Origin of the sequence: Pseudomonas triclosanedens (assembly GCF_026686735.1) — a bacterium.
GTDB classification, from domain to species: Bacteria; Pseudomonadota; Gammaproteobacteria; order Pseudomonadales; family Pseudomonadaceae; genus Pseudomonas; species Pseudomonas triclosanedens.
Window position 1 is genome coordinate 3,182,992 of sequence record NZ_CP113432.1, and the last position, 16,529, is coordinate 3,199,520.

Genomic DNA, 16,529 nt, shown 5'->3' on the forward strand with positions numbered 1-16,529 from the left:
CTCAGTCTTCCTGGATCTTGATCACTTCGTAGCCTGGGCGGCGGCCATCGGCGGTGTCCTTGAAGCGCAGCGAGATGTCCTTGCGCGCCCCAGCCACGCCGCGTCCGGGCTTGGCGATGCCGCGGTTCCAGCGCGAGGCGACCTTTCGCCAGGTGATCGGCGAGATGTCGGTGGAAACCATCTGCTCCTCGTCCCAGCCTGTGCCGTCGGCGTAGAAGTTCTGCATGGCCTCGCGGGCATAGATGTCGCAGTCATTGAAGCCGTGCAGCGCCAGCGGTTTGTAGACTCGCTCGTAGCGGTACTTGTGATGTTCCAGCTCTTCAGGGGTGTTGCAGACCCTTACGATGACTTCCCAGTATTCGTGGGTGTCGTCGGTGATCGGCACGAACCATTCGAGCTGGGTCATGTGCTCGCCGGGCCAATTCTCCACGGCCACCAGGCCTGGCAGGGTGATCGACGTGCGATAGGGTCGGCCGTTGATACCCGGCACCTTGAGACCGAGCTCCTTGTTCTCCAGCACCGGTTTCCATTTATCGGTGCTCAGCCACTGCAGCATGCCCTTGGGCCCGCCCTCCTCCTCCAGCACGGCGATGCAGTCGTCCTGCGGCAACAGGCCCAGGGGCAGCACCCATTCCAGGGCGTGAATGATGCTGTTGTCCTGATGCAGCAGCAGGTGTGCGTTGTCGATTCCGTTCTCGCAGGCGATGCGCCAGTCGGTATAACCGGTACGGTGGATGCCCAGCGCCACGGCGTTGTCATCCAGCAGGCTGGGCACCGCCGGCCACAGTGGGTGCGGGTAGCGCTCGCTGTTTTCAGGGAAGCGCAGCGGCAGGTCGTGGGCCAGCGGCGGCACGTCGGCGTCGGGGAAGTCGTCCTCGCGGACGAAGACGAAGATCAGCCCGGCCACCTCGTGGATCGGGTAGGTGGTGATGCCGGTGGTGCCGATCAGCTTGTCGTCGGGGTTGGCGACGATGGTCACCAGGTTCCCGCTCTCCAGGTCGTAGGTGAAGCCGTGGTACCAGCAGGAAATGGTGCTCTTGTTGAAGCACATGGGCTTTTCGGACAACCGCACGCCACGGTGCAGGCACTGGTCCTTGAGCGCATGGACCTTGCCGTTGGCCCGGCGCAGGACGATGGGCACGCCGCAGATCTGGATGCCCTTGACCTCGTCCTCGGGCAGTTCGTCGCTGAACAGCGCCGGGTACCAGTGGTTGATGAAACCCCAGTTGGCGTCACGGTAGGGCTGGTACTGGCTCTTGGTCTTGCTGTTGTTCAGACGTGCATCGCTGACTACGGCGTCGCCGGCGCGCCGGCGCGCGGTGGGCTGATCGGACATTGGGTATCCCCTCCAGGCTATCGAACCGCACCCCGCCGAATGCGGGGCGGTTGCGTTCGATGCTAGGAAGGAGCCGGGCGCCGGGCGCTCCCTGGGACGAAGGTTTATCCCGTCAGCGCAGGAAAATCGAAGGAGCGGGCGTCCCTACCCGCGCCTTGCGTTCAACGCATCAGGGTTTCCGAGGGACTCTCGCCGAAACGACGTTTGTAGTCCGTGGTGAAGTGGCCCAGGTGGCTGAAGCCCCAACGGAAGGCAATGGCAGTCACGGTGCCGCTGGACGGCTGCGCCTGGCGCAACTCCTCGTGCACCCGGCGAAGGCGGACCTCCTTGAGGTAGTGCATTGGCGTGGTGTTGCGGTAGCGGCGGAAACCGGTGAACAGCGAACGGCTGCTGACACCGGCCTGCTCTGCCAGGTCGCCGATGGTGATGGGGGCGTCGGCATGCTCCTCGATATAGCGCTCCACGCGTTTTACGAAAGCCGGTGCCACCGAGGGGCTGTCGTCCTCGCACAGCTCGGCGCTGTAGTTGTGTGGCTGGCAGGTGAGCAGCATGCCAACCAGAGTCTGCTCCAGTTGGGCGCGCAGCAATGGGGGCACCTGTTCATTGACGGACAGGCAGTCGTACATCCAGCCCACCATGTGCATCCAACGCCGGCCGTGAGCGGTGTCCAGGGGCATCTCCGGACTGAACTCGATCTCCTTGCGCAGGGTACGCCCCAGATGCTGCTGGCATAGATGGCGGATGAGTTCGCGATCGACGCGGATAATCAGTTTCTCGGTATTCTCGCTGTGGTGGATCAGCGTTCGCATGTGGGCATTCATCACCACGCCCTGCCGAGGAGTGCAGCGCACCCGGTGTGCGCCGCTTTCGACCAGTTCCTGGCCACGAATGGGCATCTGGATCAGCGCGAACTCTTCCATCACTCCGGCGTCGATCACGGTATCGGCACCATAACCTATGCGGCCGATGCCGACGCCGCCGAGCCGGCGGTAATAGATGTGCGCCTTGAAATGCTGATCACGGCTGTAGATACGGTTATCACAGAATATCCGCTTGCCCCACAGGCAAGCCTCCTCGAGACTCGGGGTCTGGCAAAGCTCGTAGTCGGACAGCACGCTGTCCGCCGGTGTAGCGTTTGAAAAAATCAGGTTTTCCATGTAGCTCCTCTCCTTTAGTTATTCTTCATGGAGTAGGCAGTAGGCTCTGACCGTCCGGCGCGCCGGCGGATCATGGTTGTTCTAGGTGCTACGCAAGGCTTTGACTGTTTCCGTTTCTCCCATTCGGACATCGAGGGCCGGCCCGCCCGCGCGGGCCGGCCCTCTCTGAACCGGGTGTGTCCACCCGGCGCGCTGTAACCCTTGCGGGTCGTCGGTGGATCGAAGCAACTAGCGTGCCTCCGTCTGCAGTGGCTGACGGATGGGCTTCAGGCTCCGTTGCGTACTGCTCCAGTGAGCACGAACAGCAGCCGCGCCGGTTGCGCGCCACGGTTGCGCCAGGCGTGGCGGGTCCCACCCTGCACCACGATGTCGCCCTGGCGCAGGTGCACTAGCTGGCCGTGATCCAGTTCGAGCCAGATCTCTCCGTCCAGCACCACACCGTAGTCGATGCTGTCGGTGCTGTGGAAGCCATCAGCCTCGAAGCGCTCGCCCAGGCCGGGCAGCCGCTCGCAAAGCTCGTTGGCTGCGGCGGCGCCGTCGACCTCGGCGGCCAGAGTGCTGCTCTGCGCCGGGAACGTCACCAGCAGGGCGCAACTGCCACCGGGTTCGGGCAACACCGAACCCGGCGCACAATCGCCAATGCGCCCGTCGACGCCGACACTGGCGCCGACGCGGGTGCGCCAGACCAGAGCGGCGGAGAAGCCGGGAGAGTGCTGGAAGGACTCAGTGCCGGGCAAGGCGCCCTCGCTGACCAGCAGAGCCCGCCCAAGGGCGTCATGCCCGGTGACAACACGTGTGCTCGGCATAGGCATATCCTCAGCCGTGGACGATGTGGAAGTTGCTGAAGCCATCGCCCTGGGTCTGGATGTCCTCCAGCGCCTCGTTGAGACGTTCCAGCGGGTAGGCGCGCGATTGCAGCAACGACAGGTCGACCAGTCCGCCGCCGAGCAGGCGCGACAGTTCCTCGCCCTCCTCCACGCTGAACCACAGCGACCCGATGTACTGCAGTTGTGCGCACATGAACGGGTGCGGGTCGATGGGAATCGGCCCGGCCACTCCGCCGACCTGCACGATTCGCCCGCCACGGGTGACTGCCTGCATCGAATCCACCGAAAGCTGGGCCGGGGCCTTGGCGCCGAGGGTGTCGATCATTGCGTCGACGCCGCCGGGCTGGGCCGCGAGTATCTGTTCGCGCAGGTCGCCGGAACCGATGTGGATCGGCACCACGCGAGCCGGGTCGACCTGGCGAAGTTTCTCCAGCGCCGCCTCGTCACGCGCCGCCACCAGCACGCGGGTGGCACCGAAGGCCAGGCCAAGCAGCGCCGCGCCAACCCCGAGGATGCCCGAGGCGCCCAGCACCAGCAGGCTCTGCCCCGGCCCCAGGGCGGCCTTCTTCAGCCCGGCATAAGCGGTGCCCAGGTAGCCCAGGCGTGCGGCATGGGCGAAGGACAGGCTGTCCGGCAGGCGCACGAGATTGTTCGCCGGCGCCGTCAGGTACTCGCCGTAGCCGGCGTACGGATACTGGCGGAACAGCTCGCTGGAGCCGGCGCCGAAGCCGAAATAGCCCATGAAGGTGTAGGCGTCGCAGCGCGCCGCTTCACCCTGGCGGCAGAAGCGGCACTGCCCGCAGCCCAGCCCGGGATTGACGTAGACCCGGTCGCCGACCGAGAAGCCGCGCACCGCCTCCCCCACCGCGGTGACGGTGCCGGCGGCATCAAGGCCGAAGATCGCCGGCAGGTGCGGCAATGGCAGGAACGGATACCACTCGGGGAAATGCCGGGTGACGTTGAGCAGGTTGGGGATCACTCCGCACGTGGCCACCTTGACCAGCACGTCGTGCGGGCCGGGCTGCGGCAATGCCACCTGGTCGAAGCTGAATTTTCCGCCGATTTCATGCAGGCGGGCGGCAGTCATGGTTGTCATTTTCTGAACTCCTGGTGCGGACGTCGGGTTGGAACGCCCGATGGTGGAAAGGCTCGCGATCAGCGACCGGCGGATTGCAGGGTCTGCAGGGAAAAGTCGCTGGGCTTGGCCTCGAAGTTGGTACGCCAGGTCGTGGTGTCGATCAGCGATACCGTGGCGTGATTGCGCTGGAAATCGATGTTGGCGGTGCCGGCGGTACGGATGTCACCGTCGGTCTGGTTCGGGTAGGAATGCAGTTCCATGAACTTCCAGAACTCGCCTTTGCGGTCGTACATCTCCACGTAGTGGATGCGCGGGTACTGGGTTTCGACGTAGAGGACTTTCTTGCTGTAAGGGTGGGTCGGCGGAGTGACCGCCTCGATCACATAGACCTCACGCGGCTCGAAGTCGTCGTTGTTCAGGTTCCAGTACGGCGCCTGGGCTTCCAGGCCCGGATATTTCTCGGCGGGGGTTTTGCCCGCGGTGTTCCATAGCCCCTGGCGGCTATGGGCCACGGCCAGTACCCAGCGCTTGCCGACCATCTTGTACTGGGGATACCAGCAGGGCCGCGCGTTGAAGCCGTCGAGGTCATCCTGCAACTGGTCGGAAGAGCCGATCGGGTCCATCCAGGCGCCGCCGGAAAGCCGGCGCACGCGGCGCACCGCAGGCAGGTAGGCCCACACGTCGTTGACCTTTTCCGAGTCATACATGACGGTATAGGTGCCCAGGCCCTTCATGTCCGACGGCGACTTGAAGTACAGCAACTGGCGCCCGCGCTCGACGCCATCGCCCTCCACCGCTTCGCCGTTGAGGCGGCCCTTCATGGTGTAACGGGTGAACTCGGCCACAGGCTCGGCATGGATGCCGGACTTGCCGTCGATCAGCACCTGGGTGTACTGCGGCACCCGCGACACATCGCCGACCAGTTGGCCGAGATGCCAGTTCCAGACAACTTTTTCAGCGGCCTGCGGGTCCTTCAGGTCGATGTTCGGGAAAGGTTCGCCGGCGACCCAGCCATTGACCTTGCAGCTCCCCTTGTCGATGGAGGTCTTGCCCTCGTTGGCCGCGGAAGCCTTGACCCATTTCGGATCCAGCTGGACCGCTCTGGAGTGCGCCAGCGGCAGTTTCCAGCCGTTGTTGCGGATGCGCCACTCCATCTTCTCGGTGAGCATGTCGGCAATCTTGTGGCCCTCGAAGGTATCGTTCTTCACCTGATCGAGGTTCGCAGCGGAAATGACCGTGCCGGGAGCCACCTCGGCAGCCACGGCAAAGCCGGGCACCGCGGCGGCAGAAAACAGACCAGCCACCAGGGCCTGGCGCGAAACGTAGCGGGATAGGTTCATGGAACTCTCCTCGGGTGGGGTCAGAACATGTAGGTCAGGCTGGTGTAGAACTGGTCGCGGTCATGGAAGTAGCCGAACAGCGTGGTGCTGTCGCAGCGACTCTGATCGGTGCATTGCGCGGGGTCGCGCGAGGCGTCGTCCCAGAAGGCGTCGTACTCCACCTTCCAGCGCCACTTGGCGCTCAGTTCGAAGGTCACCGAGGGCACGGCGAAACCGCCGTCGTTGCTCAGGTCGGCGCCGAGTACCAGGTTCGGGCGAATGCGCCCGTTGTCGTAGCTGAGGTCGAAGATGGTGGTCAGCAGAGTCGAATGCTCCTTGACCTTGCCACCCCAACCCACGCTGTAGAGCAGCCCGTCATCCTTGTCGAAGTTCTGTACCCATTTGTCGAACAGCTGCACGGAGAAGAACATCGGCTTCTCGGTGCCCAGCCACTGCTGGCTGGCGGCGATGTTCTTGTCCATGCGCAGCATCATCGCCAGTACGTCCTTGCGGGTGTAGCCGTCGAAACCGGGAGCGATGTTCTGGCTGAGCAGCGTCGAGGTGGGCAGTTGGATCTGGTACGGCGCGTCCTTGATGTAGGCCATCTCGGTGCTGAACACCGCGTCGGTCATGTCCGAGTAGCGGCTGGCGGTGAAGCCGAAGATATTCACGATCGGGTAGATGATTTCGCCGGCCAGGCCCTTGGTCTGCGAGGTGCCGTGGGTCCGGGCGCCCGAGGGCGTGTCGGGCAGGCCGAACAGCGCCAGGTTGTCCGAGGCGTTGAGGATCGGCGAGTTGTAGAAGGTGCGCAGGTACGACAGCGAATAGTTGGTGTCGCCCAGCAGGCCACTCCAACGGATACCGCCGGTGGGGTCGCGGTAGTCGCCCTCGTCATTCTTGAAGTTGTACGGATCGATGTTGCGGAAGTCGACGCCGGAGTTGGGCTGGCCGGCCCAGCGCCCGCCGTATACATCCAGTTCGGTGCCGATGTCCTGCTTGCGATCCCAGCCAGGGCGGATGAAGGTTTCCAGGCCGCCATCGAGCTCGGGCACATCGATGTTCATCTTGGCGATGATGTTGCCCTTGCGCAGTTCCTCCGAAGCCGGCTCGAGGAAGCTGCGCCAGGTGTTGTCGTAGCCATGCACCAGGTCGTTGGCGACGAAGAAGTCAGTCTCGCCCCAGGCTATCTGCTGCTTGCCCAGGCGGAAGCTGAAACGCTCGCCGACCGGGAAGTCCACGTACAGTTCACGCAGCTCCTCGGTGTCGTAGAGGTCCATGATGTCGCCTTCGGCGCCATCGTTGTAGTTGTTCGCCCCCATCTTCCGCAGATGCTTGAGGAAGTCGGTCCTGACCTCCCGGGAGGCACGCGCCTTGGCCACCACCAGCAAACCGTCGGTGGGTTTCCAATCCATGTTCAGGCGCACTGTGCTGCGCGCCATCGACAGCTTGCCGCCGTCGCTGTAGCCGGGGGTGTCCTCCCAGTTCTTGGTGTTCCAGGACAGCTCCTCGCGCAGGTAGCCATCGAGCTTGAAGCTGTCGTCGGCCGGCGCCGGGCTGCTGAGCGAAGCCAGGGCCAGGGCCGGGAGCATCCCGAACAGCAGTTGGCGTTGCGGGCCGGATGCCCCGTGCAGGTGATTCATGTGCGTTCTCTCCGAGGTGGAGGCAGTGAGGGACGAGGGTTCTTGTTGTTATTGGATCGCGTCACGACAGCTGGGGCCCGGCATGGACGGTCACGGCATAGGCGCGGGAGGCCTCGCCGAAAACGAAGCGCGGGCGGAACACGTAGAGCAGCGAAGGCATGACGAAGAGCGCCGAGGTCGCCGAGACTCCCAGCCAGATGGCCATCAGCAGCCCCATCTCGGCCTGGAAGCGCAGCGATGACACCCACCACAGCAAGGTGCTGAGGATCAGCACGCTCGCGGTGACCACCACCCCCATCCCGGCGGAATGCAGCGCCTTGCGGATGGCCTGCTCGGGGGTGCTGCCGATGGCGATCTCTTCCTTGACGCGGTCGGCGATATAGAAGGCGTAATCCACCCCCAGGCCGATCCCCAGCGCCGCCACCGGCACCGTATTGATGTTCATGCCGATGCCCTTCCAGGTCATGAAGGCGAAGGTCAGCATGTTGGAAATGATCACCGGCACCATGAACACCATGCCGGCCACGCTGGAGCGGTACACGACGATGCAGATCACGGCCAGCACCAGCAGCGCCAGGGCGATGGCCTCGATCTGGCTGGAGAGGATTATTTCGTTGACCGCCGCCATCACCCCGATCACCCCGCCGGCGAGCTGCCAGTGGCCCTCGCGCAGCGGATGCGCGGCGATGAAGTCCTTGATCCGCGCGACGGCGGTGCGGATGGTCTCGCCCTGGCGGTCGCGGAACATCAGGGTCACCGCGCCGTTGGCGTAGTGAGCATCGGTGAAACGATCCATATCGCCAGGCTCGGACACCGAATCGAGCATGGCCATCAGGCTGCCGTTCAGGTCGGCGCTCGCGCCCAGCTCCAGGTAGCGTGGGTTGCCCTCGCGCAGGCTGGCGTTGACCTGCGGCAGCACATCGGCAATGGACTGCGAGCCGCCAATCTCCGGTTGCGCCTCGATGAAGCGCTGGAACTGGCTCATCGACTGCAGCGCCTCGTTGCTCTTCACGTAACCCTGATGGCCATCCTGGCCGATCACCACGAACATCCGGTCGACGCCTTCGAAGCGCGCGTTGATCGCGGCGGCGTCGCGGTTGTAGTCAGCTTGCGGCCAGAGGATCGGCGAACCGGGATTGGCGTCGCCGATCTTCAGGTTCAGCGAGTACAGACCGGCGGCCAGCACCACCAGCGCGGCGCCGCCGAGCACGTAGTAGCGGCCGCGCGACAGGGTTACCCGCACGCACAGGTCGAGCAGCTTGCGCAGCAGCGGTTGGCAGTCCAGCGGATGGGCCACGCCATGCGGGCGGCGGATGTACGACAGCAGCACCGGAGTGAGGATGACTGCACTGATGGTCAGGGTGCAGACCCACACCACCGACAGCACGGTGAGCTTCTGCAGCATGGGGATCGGGCTCAACGCCACCACCGCCATGCACGCGGCGTCGGCAATCACCCCGAGCATGCCGGGGCGGAACAGGTCGGCCAGGGCGATGCGCGCCGCATCGCGGGACAGTCCGGCGCCCGGTGGCAGCAGCGGCAGCTCGTCGTCGAAGCGGTTGACGATCTGTACCGAGTGCGACACCGCCCGCGAGGTGATGAGCATCGCGACCACGATCACCAACGGCTCGAAGCTGATCCCCAGCAGATGGCAGATACCCAGCGCCCAGACCGCGCTGACCAGCCCTGCCAGCAGTGGCAGCACCACGCCGCGCCAGGTGCGCAGCAGTACGAAGAGCATGGCCAGGGTCACCGCCAGGGCATAGAGCACGAGGTGCAGGGTCTCGGGCAGGTAATGATTGACCCAGCCGTAGAGGATCGGATCGCCGACCACGCGCACCTGCACGCTGTCACCCTGCACCTGGGCCAGCAGCGCCTTCACCTGCGTGAAGACCTTGGCATAGTCGATCTGCCGGTCGTTGAAGTCGACTGTGATCAGCGTCGCCTGCAAGTCCTTGGATACATAGGGCCCGTAGACCAGCGGGTTGCGCAGCACCGCTTGCTTGAGCTCGGATAGCTGCCCGGCATTTGCCGGCACCTCCGGCCACATCAGCGGGCGGCTCTCGATGCCGGCAGTGGATGCGCGTACCTCCTTGAGCTTCTTCGACGCCAGGGAGGTGATCTGGTACTGGTTGACCGCCGCCACCTCACGCAGGCCGAGGGTGACGCGGCGAACCTTGTCCAGCACCTCGGGGCGGAAGATGTCACCCTGGTCGACCTCGAACATGATGGTGACCATGTTCGAGCCGCCGAAGGTGTCCTTGAACTTCTCGTGGGTGCGCACGTATTCGTGGCGCGAGGGCAGCATGTCCTCGAACACCGTGCGCACTTCGATGTGCAGGGCGAACCAGGCCAGCAGCGTGGTCAGCACGGCGATGACAGCCACCACCCAGTGGCGCTGGCGAATACAGAAAGCGGCGATGCGTTCGATCATTTCGAGTTACTCGCAGGAAGGCGTCGGGCAGGTCTCAGGGATTCAGCGGTGACCAGTGCTGGCCGTTCCAGCGGCCAATGTCGGCGCCGGCCAGCCAGTAGTCGGCGCCGTCGTCCAGAGCGCGGGTGTGCCACGCCATTGCACGCTCACCGAGCACGCCGCTGCGCCATTGGGCTGCATCGGCACCGCCACTGGCCCAGCGGCCCAGGGTGCCGACCGCGAACCACTGCTGGCTCTGGGGGTTCCACAACACGTCGAGCAGGTGGTCGTGCATGTTCAGGTTCACCGCCTGCCACTGGCGGCCGCCGTCCTGGCTGGACAACAGCACTCCGTCCAGCCCCACTGCCACGCCGTGGCTGGTGTCGCGGAAACTCACCGCCATCAGCGAGCTGGCCACCGGCGCCGCCGTCTCCTCCCAGGTGACGCCAGCGTCTGCGCTGCGCAGGATGCGGCCGAATTCGCCCACCACCAGCAGCACACCGTCGTCGAGGATGGCAACGTCGTTCCAGGCCACATCCTCCTCGCTGCGCAGGCGCTGCCAGGTGCGGCCGTAATCGCGGCTGGCCAGCAGCGCGCCCATTTCGCCGGTCGCGATGACCAGGCCGCCTCGCCCCGCGCGCACCCGAGTGAGTTTGTTGGCCACCTCCGAACGAGGCACCTGGTCGGCCTTGTGCCAATGGCGGCCGGCGTCGTCGCTGTAGAGGATCAGGTTGTCGTTGCCCACCGCCACCGCGTGGCGCTCGTCGAGCATGACGATGTCCTGCAGGGTCTCGCGCGCCGGGGTGGCCTGACGCTGGATTTCACCGGCGGCGGTGATGGCGAGGATTTTGCCATTGGAGCCGCAGGCCAGTACGCCGCCATCAGGCAGGCGGGCCAGGCCGTAGAGATGGTCACGGCGCTCCAGCAGCGGTGGCGCAACGCTGGCACCCACCGGCTGGGGCTTGATGAAAAGACCGGCCCAGAGCAGGCCGGCGATGATCGCCCAAGGCGCAACCGAGGCTGCCAGGTTGGCCGCGCGCTGCGTCGGGCGCAGCCGTGCGACCCTTGGCGAGGCGCTTGGGAATGGGGTGACAGGCTTGTTCATGATTGAGTCCGCACGTTGGTGTCGCCCCGGTAACCGACGACTGAAGGCAGCTCAACTCTAGGGAGGGAGCCCGGTGCGCAGCTATCCCGCTACTGCCGGGCTTATCCCTTGCCTGCAACAATCACCCGCGAGCGTCGACGCCCAGGCGGTCGACCACCTGCTGGACGCCGGCCTCGGCGCATACCACGTCTTCCAGCTCGCTGCCGCCGGACACCCCTACCGCTCCCACGGCGCAACCATCCACCAGTACCGGCACACCGCCGCCAAAGAGGATCATCCGCGGCCGGCTGGCCAGCCCCTCCAGAACCATCCGCGACATGCCGTCCAGGCGCGCGGCCCAGAGGCTGGTGGAAAAGCCGAAGCAGGCGCTGGTGTAGGCCTTGTCGATGGCGATCTCGCGTGTGTGCGCAGGCACCCCGTCCATGTGCGCCAGATGGATGAGGTGGCCACCGGCGTCGCACACCGCGATGCTGACGCGGATACCCAGTTCCCGGGCCCGGTCCAGCGCGGCCTGGCTGGCTTCCATGGCCAGTTGCAAAGACAGACTCTTGCGATCCAACAGCATGTGAACTCCTTCTCTGGCGAGAGGAACGAAAAAAAGGCCGGCCCACGCAGGGGCCGGCCAGCGGAGCGAAACGGCTGCGTGGACCGTTCCGAGGAGCAGCGTCGATCACATCGCCATGCGGTGCACAGCTTTCGTCGGCCGGGTCCATCCGCGCTGGAGCCGTATCGCCGCGCTCGACGACGACACGCAGAGTCGACACCGCCATCCATCATTCGCGCGGACGCGAGAAGCCCTGCGAAGCTGCCACTAGCGCCTGGCGAGCAGGTCCAGGGCGACATCGACAATCATGTCCTCCTGGCCGCCGACCATGCGGCGCTTGCCCAGCTCGACCAGGATGTCGACGGCCTTGATGCCGTACTTGGAGGAGGCCACTTCGGCATGGCGCAGGAAGCTCGAATAGACGCCGGCATAGCCCAGCGCGAGCGTCTCGCGATCGACCCGCACCGGACGATCCTGCAGCGGACGCACCAGGTCGTCGGCAGCGTCCATCAACGCGTAGAGGTCAGTGCCGTGGTTCCAGCCGAGCTTGTCGGCGGCGGCGATGAATACTTCCAGCGGCGCGTTGCCGGCACCGGCGCCCATGCCGGCGAGGCTGGCATCGATGCGGTCGCAGCCCTCCTCCACCGCGGCAATTGAGTTGGCAACGCCGAGGCTCAGGTTGTGATGGGCGTGAATGCCGGTTTCGGTTTCCGGCTTGAGCACGGCCTTCACGGCGCGGAAGCGCGCGCGAATGTCGTCCATGTTCATCGCCCCACCCGAGTCGACGACATAGATACAGGTGGCGCCGTAGCTTTCCATCAGCCTGGCCTGGCCTGCGAGCCCTTCCGGGGTCTGCATGTGGCTCATCATCAGGAAGCCCACGGTGTCCATGCCGAGGTCGCGGGCGTATTCGATGTGCTGCCTGGAGACATCCGCTTCGGTGCAATGGGTCGCCACGCGGACCACGCGAGCGCCAGCGTCGTACGCGGCCTTCAGGTCATGGATGGTGCCGATCCCTGGCAGCAGCAGCGTGGCGATCTTCGCGTGCTTCACCACATCGGCGGCAGCTTCGATCCACTCCAGGTCGGTGTGCGCACCGAAGCCGTAGTTGAAACTCGAGCCCTGCAAACCATCGCCGTGGGCTACCTCGATGGAATCCACCCTGGCGAGGTCGAGGGCGGTGGCAATGGCACGCACATCCTCCAGCGAATACTGGTGGCGGATCGCGTGCATGCCATCGCGCAGGGTCACGTCGGAGATATAGAGTTTCTTGCTCATGCCGAAGCTCCCATCGCCTGGGCCATGCGCTCGGCGGTGGCCAGCGCGGCGGAGGTCATGATGTCGAGGTTGCCGGCGTAGGCCGGCAGGTAATGGGCAGCGCCTTCGACTTCGAGGAACACCGAAGTCTTCAGGCCGTAGAAACGGCCGTGGCCGGGGATGTTGAGGTCGCGGACCTCGTCGAATTGCACCTTCTGCTTCAGGCGATAGCCCGGCACGTAGGCCTGCACCGCAGCGGCCATCTCCTCGATGCTCGCCTCCACCTGCGCCCGGTCGACAGCTTCGGACAGGACGTAGACGGTGTCGCGCATGATCAGCGGCGGCTCCGCCGGGTTCATGATGATGATCGCCTTGCCCCTGGCCGCACCTCCGATGACTTCAATGGCCTTCGAGGTGGTCTCGGTGAACTCGTCGATATTGGCGCGAGTGCCCGGGCCGGCCGACTTGCTCGCGATGGACGCAACGATCTCGGCGTAATGGACCTTCGCGACGCGCGAAACCGCAGCAACCATCGGAATGGTCGCCTGTCCACCGCAGGTCACCATGTTTACGTTGAGCTGGTCGAGGTTCCGCTCCAGGTTGACCACCGGCACGCAATACGGACCGATTGCGGCCGGGGTCAGGTCGATCACGCGAAGGTTGGGCTTGTGGCCCCGAAGGAACGCATCGTTCTTCACGTGGGCGCCGGCGGAGGTGGCATCGAAGACGAAGTCGATCTCGTTGAAGATCGGCAGGCGGGTCAGACCCTCGACGCCTTCATGGGTAGTGGCGACGCCCAGTCGTGCTGCGCGGGCCAGACCGTCGGAGGCCGGGTCGATACCGACCATGGCGGCCATTTCCACATGCTGCGCGTTGCGCAGGATCTTGATCATCAGGTCGGTGCCGATGTTGCCGGAGCCGATGATCGCGGCTTTGCGTTTGGAGTTCATGCTCGGTCCACTCAGGTCGGGAGAAAGTTGGTGTCGGACGCGGAACGGTAGAAATGCGTGCAGACGCGGCCGATTCCCTCGATTTCCGCCTCGAAGCGGTCGCCCGCCTTCACCGCCACCATCGGCCCGAGCGCGCCGGTAAGGATGAGGTCGCCGGCAAGCAGCGGCGTGCCGAGCGAGGCCATCTTGCGCGCCAGCCAGACGGCGGCGTTGAGCGGATGACCGAGACATTCGCGTCCCCGTCCACTGGAGACTTCCTGGCCGTTCAGCGTCATGCGCATGCCGCAGTCGAGCAGGTCCAGGCCGTCCAGGCGGCGCGCCGGTCCGCCCAGCACGTAGGCACCGCAGGAAGCGTTGTCGGCAACGGTATCGACGTAGCGGATATCCCAATCGCGGATACGGCTTCCCACCACCTCCAGCGCCGGCAGGACCCAGTCGATGGCCGCGCACAGTTCGTCGAAGGTAGTGTCGACCTGCGGCAGTTCCCGCCCCAGCACCAGGGCGATCTCCGCCTCGATGCGCGGCTGCAGGATGCCTTCGATGGCGATGCCCTGGTTGTCGCCGTAGCACATGTCGGCAAACAGGGTGCCGAAGTCGGGCTGGTTCACGCCCAGTTGCGCCTGCACCTTGGGATTGGTCAGGCCGATCTTGCGACCGACGACGCGTCGGCCCTGCGCCTGCCAATGCTCGACATTGAGGCGCTGGATGGCATAGGCGGCCTCGCCGTCCTGTACGCCGATGGTCTCACGCAACGGGGCAATGGCTGCACCTTGAGCTTCGGCGCTACGCAGGTCGGCGGCCAGCCGTTCGAGGGTGTTGGAGGAAAGGGTCATGGGGCACCTCGGATCAGTGCTGGAGGAAATCCAGCACCAGGCGGTTGAAGGGTTCCGCGTGTTCCCACTGCGCCCAGTGACCGCAGTTGTTGAACACGTGTAGCGACGAGTTCGGCAGGCCGGCGAGCAGGCGCAGGCCGGCGTCCATTGGCACGAAGCGGTCGTTGCGGCCCCAGACGATCAGGCTGGGCGCCTGGATTTCGTGCAGGCGCGGGCTGAAGTCGGGAAACTGCCTGGGGTTGGCGGCCAGGCTGGCTACGAAGTTCTCCAGGTGGTCGCGGCGAGCGAGCATGTTGTCCAGGCGGGCCTGGAACAGTTCTTCGGTCAGTGCGCTCGCGTCGAAGACGAAGACGTTCATCATCTTCTTCAGGTTGTCGATGGTGGGTTCGCGGTACAGGCCATTGAGCAGCTTGATGCCTTCGGTGGGCATTGGCGCGAAAGCGCTGGCGCCGCCGGTACCGCCGCCCATCAGAACCAGCTTGCCGACGCGCTGCGGATGGGCCAGCGCGAAGGCCACAGCGCTGTGGCCGCCCATGGAATTGCCGAGAATGTGCACGCGCTCCAGCCCCAGCACGTCGAGCAGGCCCTTCAGCGCTGTGGCGTTGAGGTCCGAGCGCGAGCCGCGGCAGACGATGGGATCACTTTTGCTCCAGCCGGGGCAGTCGACCAGCAGCACGCGGTAACCGGCGTTCAGCAGCGGCTCAAGGTGCCGGCTGAAGTTGGCCCAGCCACTGGCGCCGGGGCCGGAGCCATGCAGCATCACTACAGTCTCGGCGCCCTCGCCGAGGTCGTTGTAATGCAGTTGCAGATCCAGTTCGCCTTCGCGGATGCGGGCGAAGCGGCTAGTGGTGGATTCGCTGATTTCGAGGGTCATGGCAGGTCCTGCAAGTCAGGCAAGAGAGTGGGCGGAGAGCGAGCCGAAACCGGCGATCCATTCGGGAATCGGCCGGTAGTAACGCTCGCTGGCCCGGTACGGACCAAAGGTGGATAACGCGGCGAAGGCAGCAACCCAGGTCTTCACCTCGTGGGTCGACTTGCCGGCCAACACGGAGAGTTCGTCGTTGCTCATCCGGTCGAGCTCGGCGAAGCGGCGCTGCTCAAGAAGGTCGAGAAAGTGGTTGTCCCAGGCGGGGTTGAGCGGGTGCAGGCTGCCCGGGTCGGCGACGAAACCTTCGGCGGCATTGATCACCCGCTGTTGGCGCGCCTGGCGCTCGTCCGCCGGTAGCTGGCGTCCGCTGCCCAACAGGCGATCAGCCATGCGGGCGTCCACCTTGGCCAGCTCCGGCACCGGCGGCTGGTGCGAAAGCCCACCGGAGCCGAGGAACAGAACACGTTTGCCGCTGGACTGCGCGCAGCGTCCGATCGCCTCGCCGAGCCGGCGAGCGCGCTCGAAACTCGGCAATGGCACTGCCACGCCGTTGATGAAAACTGGAATGACCGGCTTGGTATCTAGCCCGCCCAACAACAGCTCCAGCGGCTGGGCAAAGCCGTGATCGACTTGCATACGGTAGGACACCGCCACATCCACGCCATCCTCCAGCACCGCCTTGGCGAACGCCTCGGCGGCTTCGCGCGGCACGTCGAGCGGCCCCGCCAGGCTGTGGAAGTCGCCGATGGCCTGCGCGGCCATGCCGATACAGAAGGATGGCATCACGTCATAGAAGAAGCCGTTGTAATGGTCCGGAGCAAACAGGATGACCAGTTCCGGGTCGAACGCTGCGATGCGCGCGCGGGCAGCAGCGAGCGCCTCGTCGACCTCAGCCAGGACCTCGTCCGCCGGATCGACGTAGCCCAGCAGGGGGGTATGCGAGAGGCAGTGCAAGTAGGCGCTCACAACGACGCCTCGATAACAGGCAGATCAGCGCCCACGGCAACTGTCGGGAACCAGGCAGAACGGGTACAGGCTTGCATGGCGAATCAACTCCGGATCGGGTGACTGATATCCAGCCGCCACCCGCCCGGCATGAAGGATCAGCCCAGGTGATATGCACCAATGCGGTCGATCGGGCGCTGGTGGCAGCAGACGAGCCGATCCTAGAAGCCAGCGAGATACGCGGCGCTCCCGTGAAC

14 protein-coding genes are annotated in these 16,529 nt (G+C 65.2%); all 14 read right to left on the reverse strand.

The features are described 5' to 3' along the window. Position 1 precedes the first annotated feature (1 nt). The gene (locus OU419_RS14685; protein ID WP_254476388.1) at positions 2-1,336 is read right to left on the reverse strand and encodes a Rieske 2Fe-2S domain-containing protein; all 1,335 of its coding nucleotides are present in this window, start codon (positions 1,334-1,336) and stop codon (positions 2-4) included. A gap of 161 nt (positions 1,337-1,497) precedes the next feature. Then, positions 1,498-2,493 (reverse strand): AraC family transcriptional regulator, encoded by a 996-nt coding sequence (locus OU419_RS14690; RefSeq protein WP_254476386.1) that lies wholly within the window; start codon positions 2,491-2,493, stop codon positions 1,498-1,500. Positions 2,494-2,759: 266 nt separating this feature from the next. Beyond that, positions 2,760-3,299, reverse strand: coding sequence for a cupin domain-containing protein (locus OU419_RS14695; RefSeq protein ID WP_254476384.1), 540 nt, complete (start codon positions 3,297-3,299; stop codon positions 2,760-2,762). A gap of 10 nt (positions 3,300-3,309) precedes the next feature. Beyond that, the gene (locus tag OU419_RS14700) at positions 3,310-4,416 is read right to left on the reverse strand and encodes an alcohol dehydrogenase catalytic domain-containing protein (protein WP_254476382.1); all 1,107 of its coding nucleotides are present in this window, start codon (positions 4,414-4,416) and stop codon (positions 3,310-3,312) included. Positions 4,417-4,475: 59 nt separating this feature from the next. Then, the gene (locus tag OU419_RS14705; RefSeq protein ID WP_254476380.1) at positions 4,476-5,738 is read right to left on the reverse strand and encodes a DUF1329 domain-containing protein; all 1,263 of its coding nucleotides are present in this window, start codon (positions 5,736-5,738) and stop codon (positions 4,476-4,478) included. 20 nt (positions 5,739-5,758) lie between these two features. Next, a complete protein-coding gene (locus OU419_RS14710; RefSeq protein ID WP_254476378.1) occupies positions 5,759-7,357 on the reverse strand; it encodes a DUF1302 family protein in 1,599 nt (532 codons plus the stop codon). Positions 7,358-7,418: 61 nt separating this feature from the next. Then, on the reverse strand, positions 7,419-9,791 hold the full coding sequence (locus OU419_RS14715; RefSeq protein WP_254476377.1) for an efflux RND transporter permease subunit: 2,373 nt from the start codon (positions 9,789-9,791) through the stop codon (positions 7,419-7,421). A 34-nt stretch (positions 9,792-9,825) separates the two neighbouring features. Then, on the reverse strand, positions 9,826-10,875 hold the full coding sequence (locus tag OU419_RS14720) for a WD40/YVTN/BNR-like repeat-containing protein (protein WP_254476375.1): 1,050 nt from the start codon (positions 10,873-10,875) through the stop codon (positions 9,826-9,828). Positions 10,876-10,996: 121 nt separating this feature from the next. Beyond that, on the reverse strand, positions 10,997-11,440 hold the full coding sequence (locus OU419_RS14725) for a GlcG/HbpS family heme-binding protein (RefSeq protein WP_254476373.1): 444 nt from the start codon (positions 11,438-11,440) through the stop codon (positions 10,997-10,999). Between the two features lie 246 nt (positions 11,441-11,686). Next, complete coding sequence (gene mhpE, locus OU419_RS14730; RefSeq protein ID WP_254476371.1) at positions 11,687-12,697, reverse strand: 4-hydroxy-2-oxovalerate aldolase; 1,011 nt, start codon at positions 12,695-12,697, stop codon at positions 11,687-11,689. Continuing rightward, on the reverse strand, positions 12,694-13,626 hold the full coding sequence (locus OU419_RS14735; protein WP_254476369.1) for an acetaldehyde dehydrogenase (acetylating): 933 nt from the start codon (positions 13,624-13,626) through the stop codon (positions 12,694-12,696). Before OU419_RS14735 ends, mhpE begins: the two co-directional genes overlap by 4 nt. 11 nt (positions 13,627-13,637) lie before the next feature. Further along, positions 13,638-14,459 carry a 2-keto-4-pentenoate hydratase gene (gene mhpD / locus OU419_RS14740; protein ID WP_254476367.1) on the reverse strand — a complete coding sequence of 274 codons (822 nt, stop codon included), beginning with the start codon at positions 14,457-14,459 and terminating at the stop codon, positions 13,638-13,640. A gap of 13 nt (positions 14,460-14,472) precedes the next feature. Beyond that, positions 14,473-15,333, reverse strand: a complete 861-nt coding sequence (locus OU419_RS14745; RefSeq protein WP_254476365.1) for an alpha/beta fold hydrolase — start codon at positions 15,331-15,333, stop codon at positions 14,473-14,475. Positions 15,334-15,348: 15 nt separating this feature from the next. After that, complete coding sequence (gene mhpB, locus OU419_RS14750; RefSeq protein WP_254476363.1) at positions 15,349-16,293, reverse strand: 3-carboxyethylcatechol 2,3-dioxygenase; 945 nt, start codon at positions 16,291-16,293, stop codon at positions 15,349-15,351. Positions 16,294-16,529 lie beyond the last annotated feature (236 nt).